The organism is Exiguobacterium artemiae 255-15, from assembly GCF_000019905.1.
Classification (GTDB): Bacteria; Bacillota; Bacilli; order Exiguobacteriales; family Exiguobacteriaceae; genus Exiguobacterium_A; species Exiguobacterium_A artemiae.
Genome location: NC_010556.1, coordinates 2,595,808 through 2,612,471 on the forward strand (window position 1 = coordinate 2,595,808; position 16,664 = coordinate 2,612,471).

Sequence of the window (16,664 nt, forward strand, 5' to 3'; positions counted from 1 at the left end):
GAGAAGGGACGGGGTCGTCATGAAGTTATTCGACAGTTGGAAACTGCTTCCTAAAATCAAAACCAGCATCACTCGCGACGTTTCAGAAGTCTATGCACGCGAGGCAGATCCGATTTCCATTAATGACTACCCGGATGCTTTATATGTCATGGATTTAACGAAAAACATCGTCAAGACCAATGACAAATTCGAATTATTATTTAAAGGATCGGCATCATTTTTGACGGAACCTAAAAAATGGCTGCCTGCCCATGAATACCACGAAATGCTCCGGTATCAGGAACGGGCTTTGAAGGGAGAAAACGTCCATTATGAAATCGAATCGATTCGCAACGATAACAAGCGGTACCACTTCTCGATCACGAACGTCCCTTTATACTCCGGAGCATTACTGACTGGTCTGTACGGTATCGTCAAGGATTTGACAGAGCAGAAAGAATTAGCCCGTGAGTACAACCGGTTAAAGGTCAATCAACTTTTGACGGAACAGATCCCGGGACTGGCTTTAGTCGAATACCGGATTGATACCGCTAAATTTTTTTATTCCGAACAGGTCCCTAAATTGTTTGGTCTCCCTAAAAAAACCGTCCAACAAATGGGACGGGTCGAGTTCAGAAATCTGATTCATGAAGAGGATCGTCCGGTATTTTCTCAAAACGTCGACCGTCTTTACCAGGACCCGTCCTTTTTTGAATATAAAAGTATTGTCCAGGCGCGCCATACTACGAAAGGCTGGTTACGCATTTTAGTCCAAGTCGGAAAATCAGCGGACCAAAATATCATCACCTGGGTCATGTTTGATTTAAGTGAACAAGACAAGATGGAACAAGACTTAAAACGTGAAAAAGACAAACTCGAAACATTGTGTGTCGTCGTCGATACGGCACTCATCGAATACAGTTTAAAAAAAGACCGGTATCAGATTTTGACCCCAAACTTCTCAAAGATTTTTAATGTCCCCGAGGAACAGATTCACCAAAACCCGACCTACTGGAAACAACTCGTCACACCGGAAGATGGAACAAACTTTTTACACATGATGGAAGAAGTCAAACAAGGAAAAAGCATCGTCACGTTTTACCGGATCCACACGAAAAAAGGTCTCAAATGGATCAAAGATACGTGTTATCCGTTATTTGACACGGACGGACAAGTGACCGGCTATCAATCAATCATCAAAGATGTAACCGAGATCAAAAATCGGCAGGAAGAGATTTTTAAGCTTTCAATGATGGATCAGGTGACGAATATGCCGAACCGGGAAGCGATTACCGAGACCGTCGAGCTATTGATTCGTCAAAATCAACCGTTTACCCTGTTGTCCATCTGTCTGAACCGGATTAATGACATCAATCAGACGTTCGGGTTTAAGATGGGGGATGCATGGCGGGCCATCGCCACGGATACCATATTGCGGCTGTTGCCGAAGGAAGCTTATCTCGGAGCATTGTTTGGCGATGATTTTTTAGTGATTTTCCCTGAACGGATGACGGAGGAGCAGGTTCAGAACTTTTCACAGCGTCTCCTGCAACTGTCGAAGTCACCCATCGAACTCCAGGACTACGTCTTCCAGCCGCGTGTCTCGATCGGGGTCAGCCGGTATCCGGAGGATGCGGCGACATCGTCCGATTTGATTCGTCATTCGGGAACGGCAAAATTCCGTGCCCAAAAACGGGAAGGCAGCCACGTGGAACTGTATGCTTCCAACATGGACATCGAAGCCGTCCGGCAGTTCGAACTGTTACAGGACATGAGCAAAGGGATTGAGAACAACGAGTTTTATCTCGTCTATCAACCGAAAGTCGACAGCTGGACCGGACAAGTGGTCGGTGCGGAAGCCTTGATGCGCTGGACCCATCCGACGTGGGGTGAAATTTCTCCGGGCGAATTCATTCCTCTAGCCGAAGAAAACTGTCTGTACATTCCGTTGACGGACTGGCTGATTGATGAAGTTTCCCGCTATCTCAAGTCGATCGATTACGCGATTCCTGTCTCGTTAAACGTTCCGCCGAAGTATTTCATGAGAAAAGAATATATGAACGTGTTTACGGATGCGATTCAGCGGCATCATGTCCCGCCCTACAAACTGGAGCTGGAGATTTCAGAGACGACGATTCTCGAGGACGAGGATTTCATGGCTGAAGTGTTTACGTCGTTAAATCGCATCGGCGTTGCTGTCGCCTTCGATGATTTCGGGGTCGGCTACTCGTCGCTCGCCTACCTGCAGACGTACAACGTCCAGACGATTAAAATCGACCGGAAGTTCGCGACGAATATCCATCAAAATAAGAAGTCCCAGGCGATTGTCCGGAGCATCCTGTTGCTTGCCCAGGAATTCGAGATGAGTGTCGTCATCGAGGGCATTGAAACTCTCGATGAACTGTTCATGATCCGGGAGCTGGACTGTAAGATCGTTCAGGGTTTCCTGTTCAGTCGTCCGGTTCCGGCAGATGACATGACGACGCTGATTGAAAACGGACGGATTGATCCGGTCGAGGAATTGAACGATAAACCTAATCGTGTATCTTCCTACATCAACGCAGCCATCACGATTACCCATGTCCGGGGTCAGCGGGTCGACGTCGGGACATCACCAATTCTCATACTGCATCAAAAGTTTCAGGGGCTTGGTTTCTACAGCTCGATCCGCCTTCCGGTCGACGGGACCGTCAAGCTGGTCATTTTGCTTGAGGACGGGCATGACAGTATTCCGATCAGTATCAAACGGGCAACCGAACTGGCCAACGGCTTATACCAGTATGAAGCCCGGTATACATCGTCTCCTGATATCGCAAAACGGTTTGCTGCCCTGCGACAGCCTAAAGCCAAAGGATTTACCGAACTCGAGATGTACCGGATTCTGAGTACCCGTTAATCTTTTTTCATACATCACACACGGTCATGGACACCTCGTTCATGACCGTTTTTTCATTTCGAATTGCCGCATAAGTCCAACAATCCGGAATTCACTTTTTTTCCGAACACTTCATAGGATAAGTAGAGTTATCCTGAAGTGAGTGACGGAAACAGGTGGTTTTTTAATTGATTTTTCGTGTTCAGTCGAAGAAATGACGACAGTTGGCAATCGGAAAGTTTAGAAAACCGTTGGCATGATTCAAAAAAGACGATTTGAAAAGAGAGGATAACTCTACTTATACTGAAACTACCGCGGAATACATAGATATGCATATCTCAGATTGGATTCTCTTATAATGAATGAAGCGTTAAAACAATGGATGCCCCTCGTCAATTCTCTGCTCACCCGCCTCTCGATTCATCCGAATGAACAGGATGAATGCCGCCAGGCTGCCCTGCTTCGTCTTTGGAAATCAATCGAAGAAGGCAAAGTCATGACCGTTACCTTCGCCCGGATCCGGGCGAAAGGCGCGATGCTTGATTACTTAGCAACCCGCAACCGGACACTCGCCGGTGAAGTCGCCGTCGAGACGTTACCGGAACTCCCCCGTCAGCAGCAAGTCTCGTTCACCTACTTACTCGATCAACTGAAACAGGAACTATCCCGGAAGGAATTCACTATCCTGCAAGCTCTCCTTCATGGCAACGAAGACACCCTCGGCTACTCCCCGGCCCGACTCCGATCGCTTAAGTCGGAACTCAAACGAAAAGTCCAGGACATCCTCCTATGATGACGTTTTACTTGGAACGGTTACTTGCAATCATCGAACAGTCTCCAAGTTACAGTCCACTGACAAGAAAAGCTTACCGCGTCGACGCCCGCCATTTCTGTACCCACGCTGAAACAATCGACATCCCTTCCATGCATCGCTACATCACATTGTTAAAACAGACCTATGCCCCGACGACCGTTTCCCGACGGATTCATGCGCTCGCGACATTGTTCGACGCGTTAGTCGCTGAAAAATCCATTCCCTCGAACCCCTTATCCCGAATTAAGAAACCGACGCGTCCGTTACCGAAACACCGGACTGCCTTTAGTTACACCGAAGCGCGAAGTGTCATTGAGACGCTGCAAGACGAGACGATGTACACGTTCTACTTCCTGCTCTTACATACGGGCCTTCGATTCAACGAAGCCCGACAATTATGTCGGACTGATATTGACCTGACGGAGCGGCAACTGTTCGTCCGTCATGGCAAGGGACAGAAAACACGTTACGTTCCGCTCCATGACGAGTTGGTCACTGTCCTAATACGCTATCTCGATCTTCAACCAAATGGTCCCTTATTTCAAAATACAGCCGGAGGTTTACTTGATCCAAATCAGACCCGGAGACAACTCCGACTTGCAAGCGAGCAGCTCTTAAAACGAACACTCCGACCGCACGATTTACGGGTAACGTTCGCGACGACGATTTACCGGGAACATCGAGCGGATTTGCTGACCGTCATGCGTCTCCTTGGACACAGTGACGCCAAGACGACACAACAGTATATCCTACCGTCGTCGGAAGTCGCTCGTTCTTCAATCAACCGGCTGACGCCGATAACGTATTCAGAATCTGTTGAAGTCTCGTTTCCCGGCTGAGAATATACCCTTCTGTCGTACGGGTGCTGCCGTGACCGAGCAAGCGCTGAATCTCAACCAACTTGCAATCTTCCACCTGATAGAGATGAGTCGCAAACGCAACACGCAAATCATGCGGATGCAACGGTCGCCCGCACGTAGCAAGCGACTGTTTACGTAACGTATCACGAGCCGACTGTTCATTGATGGCTTTGCCTCGGACAGATTGAAAGATGAGTCCCGTCGTCCGTCCCGCTAAAAACGTTTGAAGCTTACTTACTAGTCCTTCTCCAAGCGGAACTGTCCGTAAGCGCCGTCCTTTCCCATGTCGTACAAGTAACGTCAACGTCCCAAACTGAATGTCTTCGATCGACAACAAACGGGCCTCCATGAAGCGGAGGCCCGTTTGACTGATTAACTCAAAGAAGAGACGATACGTTGAATGATTGATTTGGCGAATCGTTTGAATTGCTTCTTCAAGTGGATAGTATTCGCGTTGGTGAACGTATTGGTGAACAATCGGACGAACTTGTCTCATCGGGTTATTCTTGAGGCGTTTCGCTCGGACCAGTTCGTGTCCGAGTGCCATCAACGCATGGTACCGCCGCATCGCCGTAGCTGGTTTATACTGTTGAATCAACTGATCAAAATACAATTGAAGGGACTTGACCGACCACTCAACACGATTCGTCTTCATCTGCCGTAAATCACTGCGATAAGCTTTAATCGTTTGCTTGCTGTACGAGACGTGCGTAAGAAGATAATGTTCCAAATAGTCGTAGTGTGTCATGGGAAGTCCTCCTTCAGTAGTTGTAGTAGTAGAAGGATTCCCGTTGTGTCGTCATTCAAGCGTTATTTCTTAACTCTGACCCAACACTTGTTCAGTCGACTACCACATTCATCGTTTGCAAGTTAACAAAGCTTATTGCAGTCTCAACTGAATCAGAAATCGATATAGAGTTGAGGTGTGGAAGTTATGATTTACATAAGTTCTAGGAGCTCGGCGAAGTCAGTAATATGATTCAACAATACACTCAATTCTATAAAGAAGAACTGTCCACAAGAACAATTAAATGGTTTGAACCCATTAGAATTTAAGTTTCAAGCCATTAAGAGTTTTTGATTTTTCCTGTGTATTTTATGCGGAACGGTTTATAGCCCTAGAATACACTAATTATTATTTATAACGTATCCACAAGTTTAATTGCTTTTGTCATATGTTCCTTTAAGTATTTAGCATCTTCCCCACGCCCCAGTTGGTCACTGGTAAACAACTGATCGTTGTAAAACTCTAAAAACTCTTTGAATTTGTTATGACAAAGTCTGTTCACTGCATTCGATAGGTTGTTTTGATATTTAGGAGAAGACAGATTATGCTTATAAAATTTGTCAGTCAACAATGATACAAGCTTTAATGCTTCAATATAGTGTTCTGATGAGTCATCACCGCTTTGTTTCATTAAAGCTTTGCCGGCTTCATTTGCGATGACTTCCTTTGTTTTTTTATAGTAATCTTCCATAGTTCATTTCCATCCTATTCGTGTAAGATATCGTACCTTTATCTATTCCCTACTGAAACAAAAAATCCCCTAAAAGGGGACATATTTTAGTCGCGACTGTACAGATCACGCGTATAAACTTTATCCTCAACATCACTCAACTCAGAATGCATCCGGTTCGAAAGAATAATATCCGACTCTTGCTTAAACGCTTCAAGATCACGAATGACGCGTGAGTTATAGAATGTATCTTCCGTCAAGACCGGTTCAAAAACTGTTACTTCAATTCCCTTCGCCTTGATTCTCTTCATAATTCCTTGAATCGAAGAGGCCCGGAAGTTATCCGAATCTGTTTTCATCGTTAAACGATACACCCCAACGACTTTCGGATTCTGTTTGATGATCGTATCGGCAATGTAGTCTTTGCGTGTCCGGTTCGCTTCAACAATTGCCCCGATGATGTTATTTGGTACTTCATCATAGTTCGCAAGCAGCTGCTTCGTATCTTTCGGTAAGCAGTAACCTCCGTATCCAAACGATGGATTGTTGTAGTGGTTACCGATTCGGCTATCAAGCCCGACACCTTCAATGATTTGTTTTGTATCAAGATTACGGACTTCCGCATACGTATCGAGCTCATTAAAGAATGCGACACGCATCGCAAGATACGTATTGGAGAATAACTTGATTGCTTCAGCTTCGGTTGAATCTGTCAAAAGAATCGGCACGTCTTTCTTAATGGCACCTTCAAGTAAAAGATCAGCGAATTGTTGCGCGCGTTCCGACTGTTCACCGACGACGATACGTGATGGATAGAGGTTGTCATGTAATGCCTGACCTTCACGCAAGAACTCCGGTGAGAAGATAATGTTTGGTGTATCGAACTTCTCTTTTAACTCTTGTGTGTAGCCAACCGGTACCGTCGATTTAATGACCATCGTCGCATCCGGATTGATAGCAAGAACTGTCGCAATGACGCTTTCAACAGTACGAGTATTAAAGTAGTTCCGTGTTGGATCATAATCCGTCGGAGTAGCAATAATGACGAATTCAGCATCTTTGTATGCTTCAAAATTGTCAGTTGTCGCATGCAAGTTCAATTCTTTGTTTTGTAAAAAGTTTTCAATCTCAGCATCAACGATTGGTGATTTCCGATCATTGACGAGCTCGACACGTTCTTTAATGATATCAATCGATGTGACTTCATTATGTTGTGCGAGCAAAACCGCCATAGAAAGACCAACGTATCCCGTTCCTGCTACTGTTATTTTCATGTTAAATCTCTCCTTTCTTATAATTTGACGTTGTAGTACTCTTTGTACCAGTCAACGAATTTTCCAAGGCCTTCTTCAATACTTGTACTTGGTTTAAAATCTATATCCCGTTCTAACTCTGATACATCTGCATAAGTACGAAGAACATCACCTGGTTGCATTTCCATGTATTTCTTATTTGCTTCTTTACCAATTTTCTCTTCCAATACATTGATAAATTTCATAAGTTGGACCGGTTGGTTATTTCCGATGTTATAAACACGATATGGAGCAAAGCTTGCGCCAAGTTCATCTTTACTTTCATCCCAATCCGGATTTTTTTGGGGCGCACGCGGAATCAATTTGACGATTCCTTCAACGATATCATCGATATAAGTAAAATCACGCTCCATTTTCCCATGATTAAATACTTTAATCGGATTTCCTTCGACGATATCCTTCGTGAACGAGAAGTAGGCCATATCAGGACGACCCCATGGACCATATACAGTGAAAAAACGTAATCCCGTTGTAGGAATATCATATAAGTGGCTATATGTATGAGCCATTAATTCGTTCGATTTTTTCGTTGCCGCATAAAGACTGACAGGATGATCTACATTATGATTTGTTGAGAATGGTGCCACTTTGTTTCCACCATAAACAGAACTAGATGATGCATAAAGAAGATGCTTTACAGGATAATTCCGACATGCTTCTAATATATTTAAAAAACCAGTTAAGTTTGAATCTAAATAGGCGTATGGATTTTCAATTGAATAGCGTACCCCTGCCTGTGCTGCTAAATTGATTACAATTTCGATATTATGTTTTTCAAAAAGTGTATTTAATTTCTCTCTATCAGTTATATCTATTTTGTAAAAATAGAAACTATCCTTATAATCTGATTTTATTTTTTCAAAACGGTTTTTTTTTAAATTAACATCATAATAATTATTTTCGTTATCTAAACCTATAACTTCAATCCCCATACTCAATAGTTTATTAGATAAGTGAAATCCGATAAAACCTAAAGCACCTGTAATTAAAATTTTATTATTTATCATTGAATTTTTCTCCTCACTTTTCCAATAAGTATATTCAATAAGTATATAAAATCTCTATTTTTATAGTATACCGATACAAAAACTACTAAAAATACTATTAATGAAATAGCTAAATTTCTTATTGCATCCCAATAAATATTTGTTGGCTGAAACAAATTTATTAAACAAATTGTTAGTAATGAACAAAAAACTAAAATTAATATTTGGTATACATATGATTTAATATAACTTTTTATACTACTTTTAAAGCCATATTTATACAAAATATAAGGTTCAATCCATAAACAAGTTAAAACAGTACTGATGGTAGTTCCATACAGAACTCCCATGATACCAAATTTATAGCCAAGGTATAAGGAACAAATAATATTTATGCTTACTTCAAATATTGGTTTATAACGATCGTACCAAAATAATCCTAATGCATCTCTAAAAGTTAAAACACTTTTCCTCATACCATTAATGTAGAAATTTAAAAGTATCACGTATAATATTGAATTTGAAAAAACAAATTTATTTCCTATCCAAATAGTAATAAATTGATTTAAAAAATTTAAAAGTATCACAGAACTAATACCATAAATAAAAAAACAGGCCATATTTACAGAATTAAATATTTCTTTTTTTTTCGAGTCTGAACTTGATACACCTAAATTCCCTACACTCGAAATAATTGATTGAAATAATATTCCGTAAATTGTATTTAAGGATCCTACTATTAATAAATAGTTAGAATAAATACCTACAACAGATAATCCAGATATTTTTGAAATTAATAAATTATCTGTACTATTTACAATTATTCCTCCAATTTTGTGTCCAAACATTGCTTTTGTATTTTTGATTATATCTTTTAAGACGTTTTTATCTAATTTTTCAATATTATTTTCTTTTAAAAATGGATACATTTTGTTTGCTTTTCTAGAAATCAAAACATTCTCAACTATAGTCATAAAAACTTGAATTAACAAGTATAAAATATAGTTTTGAGTGTATATTAAAAAGATAATTTGTAATAAGTTGCACAAGAAAAATAAAGTGTACCTGTATAGAGTAGCTATATATCTATTTTGATCTGCTATTATTAACGATCTTTTATAGCTAAAAAAATATGAGAAAACAGAGTTTAAAACAAACAAAAAGTAAATTAAATATAGGTTGTCTACTTCCTTTGAATTTTCAAGAAATATAGAAATAAATGGACTTATTATTAAACTAATACTTAATATCGCTATTCCAATAACGTTGTAAACTCTCTTATAAAAATTCATTAATGACTTTATTTGTTCTACATTATTTGAAGACAAAGGTTTATATAGACTATAAGTAATTGCAGCACCTATTCCTAATTCTGCAAAAGAAAGCATTGTTAATAGATTTGTAAAAAGGCTATTTAATCCTAAATATTCGCTCCCTAGAATTTTTACAAAAAGTGTTCTTGAAAAGAAAGTTATTAACAATGCTAAACATTGACCAACGATTGCATATTTTATATTTTTTAAAGATTTGCTTGTTCTACTCACAAAGATCACACTCTTTTTTCTTTCATATTTTGAGGATATTTATCATTTGAACTTATTAAATATGTATATATCAATATGAAAAAGAAATTACTAATAGCTATATTGAGATTATACATAATGGGTGAGATTGCAAATGAAATACAAGCATATAGATAAATATACTTTTCAATAAAATTTTTAGTTTGTTTAACCTTTTTTTCGTAAAAAAATGCTAATAATATGCTTACTAATGAAAAAATTGGAGAAAAAATAAATCCAAAATAAAAATTTCCTTGTCCAATCATTGGAATTATTTTAGTTACTTGTGTATAAGATCCCTTAATAAATTCATTGTACACTTGAGGTGTTGTTTCATAATTCTTGAAGAAATACGACATAAAAGGTATTGAGTTAATAAAATCTGATACAACAATACTTAAATTGATTGGTTTAACCATACTTACTGCTGCGGAAATGTTAATAATTCCACTAAAGTATGCATTTACTGTTGAAGAAAAGAGAGAATTTACATCAGGTTGATCTTTATACAATCCAGATTTATAGAATAATCCAAGTATAGAAAAGGATATTAACAAAATCAGCAAAATAAATATATATTTTTTGTATTTTTCATACATGTTAGAGGTAATTATAAGTAATATTAGTGCAAGAACAACAGAGTTTATTTTTTCTGGAGTCATAATCGTAAATACGATTGTTATTACAAATATTGAAAAAATCAATCCTAATAATTGATTTTTTTCCTCATACTTAACATATATTTTATAAATAAGTATTATAGGTAAAAAAACTTGTAGTATCCTTACAAAAGTTACAAATGTCCAATAAATTAAAGGTGGAACTTGATTTCTCAAATTTAACAGTTCTATTCTTTTTGTATAGTTTTGAATTTCAGAAGTTTCTATAAAAAACGAAAAATAATCTAATAATTGTGGTGAGAACAATACACTTAGTAAAATAATAAAAGTTGAAATACTGATAAAATACTTTGCTTTTTTCCCAAACATATTATTTACATTTTCTAACTTAACTTTATCTTTAATAACAATATGATTTGAGGTGAATTTTTCTAAAAAAAACATTACTCTCATAACTAAAAATACAATCATTAATTCATATATGGAAAGTATTATTGAAAAGTTCATATTTTTATATAATATTGAATAATCAACAATTGTTTTATATTCTCCTAGAAGAAGATTATAGCCATTTAAGCACAATATCAAAGGTAAAATCACGCATCTTATTGAATAAGAAAAGTACACTAATGTAAATGTAGTATTATTAAAATACTTTTTTATATTGTTTATAAAAAAGATGCTAAATGTCCCAAAAAACAACGGTAACAAAGGCAAATATTCATATTGAACAGGTCTTCTCTTATCAATTAATATATATAGTGATACTGCTATACTTATAAAAATCAAAATATTTGAAAGCAGTAAAGATTTACTTTTCTCATCATTTTTTTTATTTAAATTTATATTTAATTTCATTTTTCCTCCTAAAAATTAATTATGGATATTTAAATATATTTCCCTTAAACGTTTACTCGAATTTCTTTTATCATATCCATTTTTTTGGATTTCTTGACTCATATCTTTTCTTTGATAATTATTTGAATGTTTTAAAACTTTTTCGACCCATATTTTTTTTTCGGTAGAGAGTGATATTGATTCCACTAAATCAGAAATAAATGCTTCTTTAGGAATATTTTCAGATACTATACTTTTTAAGCCAGCTGCCTGCGCTTCAATAACTACAATACCTAATCCCTCATATCTTGAAGGGAAAACAAATATATCAATTGCTTGTAATAAATTCGAAACATCTTCTCTAACACCTGTAAATACAACATTATCACCTAGGCCATAATTTTTTACTTTATCTATTACATCTTTTTTTAACTCTCCATCCCCTATTAAAAGTAATTTAGAGTTTTTATTTTTTTTATTTACATCATTAAAAATATCTATTAAAAAATCATGATTTTTTTGATATTTAAAATTCCCGATATGTCCGATTACATAATTATTTTCTAAATCCATTTTAGAACGATAACTTTTTCTTACTATGTCATTAAAAATATACTTACTACTATCAATACCATTTTTAATTAATTCGAATTTTTCATTTCCAAACATTGATATTCCCGCGATTTTTGAGCAAGCCAAATTTTCGTTTGAAAAAAATGTTAATATTTTCGAGTTTAAATAATGCATAATATTTGTCAGTCTTTTGTTTCCCTTAAACTCATTGTGACTATGTGCAATAGTTTTAATCCCTAACAACCTACCTAATATTATAGGTTCTATACTACTACAAGAATTTAGATGGTGATGAATAACATCATAATTCTCATTCTTAAGTAATCTATAAAGCTCAAATACAAACTTCAATGGATTTTTTCTTCTAGAAGTTATTTTGTGAATTTTACTGTTTTTTTCTATAAACACTTCTTCAAAATAAATTTTATCAGTAATTTTTAAAAAATCTATTTGAATCTCATCACTATGAATCTCACCGTAAGTGTTTAACACAAATGCCTCAATTCCGCCTAAATATTGATCTACTCCACAATAAAGTATTTTCAATGAACACTACTCCTCTTCTGCCGATAAAATTCTTCAAACCAACTAACAAGTTGATTTATATCATATCCCTGTTCAGCAATATTATTTATGTCACTCTGTCTATGTGATGTATTTGTAATTTTATTTTGTATAATTTTAGCCCAATAACTGTGACTTTCTTTTAAAGGTACAATTGTTATTAAATCAGATAATATAACATCTTCAGGAATGCTATCTGATATAACACATTCTAATCCAGCTGCTTGTGCTTCGATTAAAGAAATACCTAATCCTTCCCATAACGAAGGAAATAAAAACACATCCATTACTTGTAAATAATCTTCAACGTTATGAACTGCACCTAAAAAATATATATCATTTAAAATATTCATTTTATTAGCTTCTTCTACTATTTTTTCTTTTAACTCACCATCTCCAATTAAAAGTAGTATTGTATTAGAATTATTCTTTTTAAATTCTTGGAATACACCTAATATTTTCAAATGATTTTTAGCAGTTGTCATTCTTCCAATATGACCTATAATTTTTTTTCCTTTTAAATCCATTTCCTCTTTTAAGAGGGTTCTCTTGGAATAGTCAAAATAATATTTCTCTAATTCTATTGAATTTTTAACTATTTTGAAGGTTTTTTTATAAATAATACTACGTCCAAATAACCATGTCCCGGCTTTTTCTGAACATGCGAATTGATAATTTGATATATATCTAATAGGAAGCTGCATAGAATTTTTTACAAAAGATTTAAAACCCTTACCTGATGAAATACTATGGCTATGCGCTATAGTATTTAATTTGTATTTTCTACATAACATCATATATATCCAGGCTGTACTTCTAATATGACTATGTAAAAATTCGTAATTCTCACTATTATCACGAAGGAATTTTTTCCACCAACTTAGATATTCAAAATGATTATTTCCTTTATAGTTTGGACACCTAAAAATTTTTCCACCACGTGACAGTATTTCTTGATCATAAAAACAAGCATCATTTGTATGAATCACAAAATCAAATTGAATTTTTGTAGTATCAATTTTTCTATATAAATTCATTACGAAAGATTGTGCCCCACCTAAATTCGTACTACCAAGAACGTGTAAAACTCTAACTTTATTATTCATTATTATAACTCCATAGTATTATATATACTTTCGTTGACAGTATTTACTTCAAATTTATTTTTTGCATATTTATAACTTTCTAAACCCATTTTAGGTAATATAGAATTATTGTTAATCAACCATTCCATTTTCTCTGCTAATTTATTCTCATCTTTGACTGGAATTAAAAACCCATTCTTTCCATCTATAACGGTTTCTCTACATCCAGGCGAGTCAGTAGTAATTATTACTTTACCACTTGACATTGCTTCTAAAATCGAATGAGGCACACCTTCTCTATAGAAAGAAGGAAGAACGAATACTGAATGTTTATGTAAAACATTACTAATATCATTTCGTTTACCTAAATAATCTACTATACCTTTCTCGACATAACTATTAATATCATTTATTTTTATTCCATTAGGATTTGGATCAAGTGGTCCTACAAGTGAAAATTTAATCTCAGGATATTTGTGTTTTATAATCTCTGCAGCTTTCAAAAATTCCATTACGCCTTTAGATTTAAGCAATCTAGTAACTAAAATAAATGAAGGTACTAAAGAGTTTTCTTTATACGGAAATTTTTCCAAGTTTATACCAGATCCATTCACTACTATTGCTTTCTCACTAGGAATTATTTTTAAATTAATAAATTCATTTGCATCATCAATATTTTGAAATATTACTTTTTTACTTGATTTAAAAACTCTTTTATATAAAAATTTAATCAAGTATCTCAATTTTCTAGCTTTGAACGTGTTTTCTGTAAAAACGTAACCTATTCCATTTAATGTAGGGTATATGTTTGAAACCCCAGCTAATTTTGCTGCCAAAGTACCAAATATATTAGGTTTGATAGTATAACTATGAACAATATCAACATTATTTTTTTTGATTATATTGTAATAAGATAGCAATAATAATATGTCTTTAAATGGATTTAAACTAGTTCTAAAAACATTTGTTTTTATAAATCTTACATTCATCTTTTCTAATTCTTTTTCATAACCGTATTCAGATCCTGTTACTATAACATTGTATTTTTCTTTATCAATATTATTAATTAAGTCTTTTCTAGTATTTAAAAATGGACTAGTACGCCCAGAGTTAATTAAGATTGTTTTTTTCAACTTTTTTACCTCCAAAAATTGTGTTCACACATTCTAAAGTAGCATTGAGGTTGTAATCAATATACTTATTCTTAAACTCTTTAGTCTTTTCTGATTGAATTTGAACGTTCATATTTTTAATTTGACTAAGTAAGTTTATTTCCTCTGATATCACTCCATTTGGTAACTCTTCATTTAAATTTATATAAAATCCTCTACTTTCTAAATACTCTTTGTAATCGTAACCGAAACAAAAAATCGGTTTTTCTAAAATAGAATAGTCAAAAATCGTCGCAGAATAATCAGATATTAATATGTCAGATAAAATCATCAGTTCGTTTATATTAGGATAGTCAGACACATCTATTATAAATTTATTAAAATTTACTCCTAATAATTTATTTGTATACGAATGAGTTCTTAGTAAAACAATATATTCATCGCCAATCTCTTCTTCCCATTTTTTGAAATCGATAGGCGGTTTTAGAGAATATTGTTTCCCTTTATCGTCGCTATCCCTCCATGTAGGCGCATATAGTATTATTTTTTTAGAGCTATCTAAGTTTAAATTTTTTCTTGTATTCTCTTTTACGCTAGAATGCAATTGTATTTTAAATAAAATATCATTTCTAGGCAGCCCAGTTTTTATTAAACTGTGTTTATCTAAATTAAACGCATTCAGATAAATTTTTTCTTCATATTCACTTGAATAAGAAAAGTAATTTATTTTAGAAAAATCAAAATCATTTCTTCCACTTACTGTATTTCCGATTTTTTTCAAAGGTATCCCATGCCAAGTATTTAGATATATCGTAGATTTTTTTTTGAAATTTAGTCCTCGCTCTATATTTACACAACTTATCCAATATTTAGATTTTAGTGCAGTGATAAAATATTTTAAAGAATCCATTTTAATTATCTCAATTTTTTTATTAGAATATTCCTCAGGATTTTTGACTGCCCAAACCATCCTATATTCATTAAATTTTTTATCGTTAATCATATGATCATAAATTGCTTTTGGACTGTCATTTATTTTCCAACCATGACCATTAAATAAAACTAAATTTTTTTCGGTTTTAACAAATATGCCGATACTTTTAAATACCAAGCTCATTAAAACTTTATATGTTTTTTGAATATATACATTATGTTTTAAAATATACTCAATTCTCTGCATCAACATTCTTCACCTCTTCACTTAAATCAATACTTTTGTAAAATGAAACAACTTCATAATTAGAACTATATGAAGAAAAACTTTTCTCATATACTAGATCACCAAAAATTTTTTGAGTGAAATTTATTATTGTAATAAATTTTTTAAAAAGATTTAAATTTAATAGTATACTTCTTTTTTTCTCGGATACTCTGAGATATTTCATTAAATCTGAGGTACATACATAACTATTATTTTGTGGATGAAAAATACCTTGTTCGTTTTTAGAAATCAATATTTCGATAAAATTATTTAAGTTATCGATAAAAATCATACTTCTATTATTTCTAATTATAGGAATAATAGGGCTTTTTTTAGCTATGTAAGACAACTTTTTATAGTTGCCTGGACAGTCTGGTCCATAAACCATGGGTGGTCTAATTATTATTACCTTGAAATTATCAGTATCCATAGCTGATAAATAGTTTTCTGCTTCATACTTTGATTTTCCATAATGATTTACTGGATAAGGAACGGTTTTTTCGTTGATTACTCCAGATTTTTTCCCGAAAACACTCATTGTACTAAAAAAAATAAACTGCTTAACACCTTCTTTTTTACACTTTTCAGCTAGTTTTATTGTCAAATCTCTATTAATTTCGTAATATTTTCCTTTTTCAGAAGACTGATGAACTATACCTGCTGTATGAATTAAACAAGAAACTTTTGTGAAATCATCTTTAATCCAATCCTCATTTCTTAATGAGATACTGCTCACTTCGTATTCCCCACTCTTTATTAACCATTCTTTTAATTTCACAGATATATAACCATTTTTTCCGGTTATTATTATTTTTTTTTTCATATA

General features: G+C 34.6%; 14 protein-coding genes. 3 read left to right on the plus strand and 11 right to left on the minus strand.

The genetic code is table 11. From position 1 onward, the window contains the following. Window positions 1-19: 19 nt before the first annotated feature. The 3 genes from EXIG_RS13310 (at window position 20) to EXIG_RS13320 (ending at window position 4,507) form a co-directional block, all read left to right on the plus strand. Window positions 20-2,875, plus strand: a complete 2,856-nt coding sequence (locus EXIG_RS13310) for an EAL domain-containing protein (RefSeq protein WP_012371483.1) — start codon at window positions 20-22, stop codon at window positions 2,873-2,875. A 337-nt stretch (window positions 2,876-3,212) separates the two neighbouring features. Next, window positions 3,213-3,647, plus strand: a complete 435-nt coding sequence (locus tag EXIG_RS13315) for a sigma factor (protein WP_012371484.1) — start codon at window positions 3,213-3,215, stop codon at window positions 3,645-3,647. Then, window positions 3,644-4,507, plus strand: coding sequence for a tyrosine-type recombinase/integrase (locus EXIG_RS13320; RefSeq protein WP_012371485.1), 864 nt, complete (start codon window positions 3,644-3,646; stop codon window positions 4,505-4,507). The genes EXIG_RS13315 and EXIG_RS13320 overlap by 4 nt, the downstream gene beginning before the upstream one ends. On the opposite strand, the gene EXIG_RS13325 is transcribed toward EXIG_RS13320, so the two are convergent. The 11 genes from EXIG_RS13325 to EXIG_RS13375 form a co-directional block, all read right to left on the minus strand. After that, window positions 4,449-5,276, minus strand: coding sequence for a tyrosine-type recombinase/integrase (locus tag EXIG_RS13325; RefSeq protein WP_012371486.1), 828 nt, complete (start codon window positions 5,274-5,276; stop codon window positions 4,449-4,451). The genes EXIG_RS13320 and EXIG_RS13325 overlap by 59 nt on opposite strands. 391 nt (window positions 5,277-5,667) lie before the next feature. Then, on the minus strand, window positions 5,668-6,006 hold the full coding sequence (locus EXIG_RS13330; RefSeq protein WP_012371487.1) for a hypothetical protein: 339 nt from the start codon (window positions 6,004-6,006) through the stop codon (window positions 5,668-5,670). Between the two features lie 86 nt (window positions 6,007-6,092). Then, window positions 6,093-7,259, minus strand: a complete 1,167-nt coding sequence (locus tag EXIG_RS13335; RefSeq protein ID WP_012371488.1) for a nucleotide sugar dehydrogenase — start codon at window positions 7,257-7,259, stop codon at window positions 6,093-6,095. A 17-nt stretch (window positions 7,260-7,276) separates the two neighbouring features. Continuing rightward, complete coding sequence (locus tag EXIG_RS13340; RefSeq protein ID WP_012371489.1) at window positions 7,277-8,305, minus strand: NAD-dependent epimerase; 1,029 nt, start codon at window positions 8,303-8,305, stop codon at window positions 7,277-7,279. Further along, window positions 8,302-9,828: a lipopolysaccharide biosynthesis protein gene (locus EXIG_RS13345; protein ID WP_167315856.1), complete on the minus strand. Its 1,527-nt coding sequence runs from the start codon at window positions 9,826-9,828 to the stop codon at window positions 8,302-8,304. The genes EXIG_RS13340 and EXIG_RS13345 overlap by 4 nt, the downstream gene beginning before the upstream one ends. 5 nt (window positions 9,829-9,833) lie before the next feature. Further along, window positions 9,834-11,324, minus strand: a complete 1,491-nt coding sequence (locus tag EXIG_RS13350; protein ID WP_012371491.1) for a hypothetical protein — start codon at window positions 11,322-11,324, stop codon at window positions 9,834-9,836. Window positions 11,325-11,339: 15 nt separating this feature from the next. Further along, window positions 11,340-12,422, minus strand: a complete 1,083-nt coding sequence (locus EXIG_RS13355; RefSeq protein WP_012371492.1) for a glycosyltransferase — start codon at window positions 12,420-12,422, stop codon at window positions 11,340-11,342. Continuing rightward, window positions 12,419-13,546, minus strand: a complete 1,128-nt coding sequence (locus tag EXIG_RS13360) for a glycosyltransferase family 1 protein (RefSeq protein ID WP_012371493.1) — start codon at window positions 13,544-13,546, stop codon at window positions 12,419-12,421. Before EXIG_RS13360 ends, EXIG_RS13355 begins: the two co-directional genes overlap by 4 nt. Window positions 13,547-13,548: 2 nt before the next feature. After that, a complete protein-coding gene (locus tag EXIG_RS13365; protein WP_012371494.1) occupies window positions 13,549-14,658 on the minus strand; it encodes a glycosyltransferase family 4 protein in 1,110 nt (369 codons plus the stop codon). Next, window positions 14,636-15,817: a CDP-glycerol glycerophosphotransferase family protein gene (locus EXIG_RS13370; RefSeq protein WP_012371495.1), complete on the minus strand. Its 1,182-nt coding sequence runs from the start codon at window positions 15,815-15,817 to the stop codon at window positions 14,636-14,638. The genes EXIG_RS13365 and EXIG_RS13370 overlap by 23 nt, the downstream gene beginning before the upstream one ends. Further along, window positions 15,804-16,661: an NAD-dependent epimerase/dehydratase family protein gene (locus EXIG_RS13375; protein ID WP_012371496.1), complete on the minus strand. Its 858-nt coding sequence runs from the start codon at window positions 16,659-16,661 to the stop codon at window positions 15,804-15,806. Before EXIG_RS13375 ends, EXIG_RS13370 begins: the two co-directional genes overlap by 14 nt. Window positions 16,662-16,664: the final 3 nt, after the last annotated feature.

What these genes read in the sequence shown, in the direction of transcription:
- EXIG_RS13310 (WP_012371483.1), top strand. Translation starts at nt 20, where the DNA reads ATGAAGTTATTCGACAGTTGGAAACTGCTTCCTAAAATCAAAACCAGC.
- EXIG_RS13315 (WP_012371484.1), top strand. Translation starts at nt 3,213, where the DNA reads ATGAATGAAGCGTTAAAACAATGGATGCCCCTCGTCAATTCTCTGCTC.
- EXIG_RS13320 (WP_012371485.1), top strand. Translation starts at nt 3,644, where the DNA reads ATGATGACGTTTTACTTGGAACGGTTACTTGCAATCATCGAACAGTCT.
- EXIG_RS13325 (WP_012371486.1), bottom strand. Translation starts at nt 5,276, where the DNA reads ATGACACACTACGACTATTTGGAACATTATCTTCTTACGCACGTCTCG.
- EXIG_RS13330 (WP_012371487.1), bottom strand. Translation starts at nt 6,006, where the DNA reads ATGGAAGATTACTATAAAAAAACAAAGGAAGTCATCGCAAATGAAGCC.
- EXIG_RS13335 (WP_012371488.1), bottom strand. Translation starts at nt 7,259, where the DNA reads ATGAAAATAACAGTAGCAGGAACGGGATACGTTGGTCTTTCTATGGCG.
- EXIG_RS13340 (WP_012371489.1), bottom strand. Translation starts at nt 8,305, where the DNA reads ATGATAAATAATAAAATTTTAATTACAGGTGCTTTAGGTTTTATCGGA.
- EXIG_RS13350 (WP_012371491.1), bottom strand. Translation starts at nt 11,324, where the DNA reads ATGAAATTAAATATAAATTTAAATAAAAAAAATGATGAGAAAAGTAAA.
- EXIG_RS13360 (WP_012371493.1), bottom strand. Translation starts at nt 13,546, where the DNA reads ATGAATAATAAAGTTAGAGTTTTACACGTTCTTGGTAGTACGAATTTA.
- EXIG_RS13370 (WP_012371495.1), bottom strand. Translation starts at nt 15,817, where the DNA reads ATGCAGAGAATTGAGTATATTTTAAAACATAATGTATATATTCAAAAA.
- EXIG_RS13375 (WP_012371496.1), bottom strand. Translation starts at nt 16,661, where the DNA reads ATGAAAAAAAAAATAATAATAACCGGAAAAAATGGTTATATATCTGTG.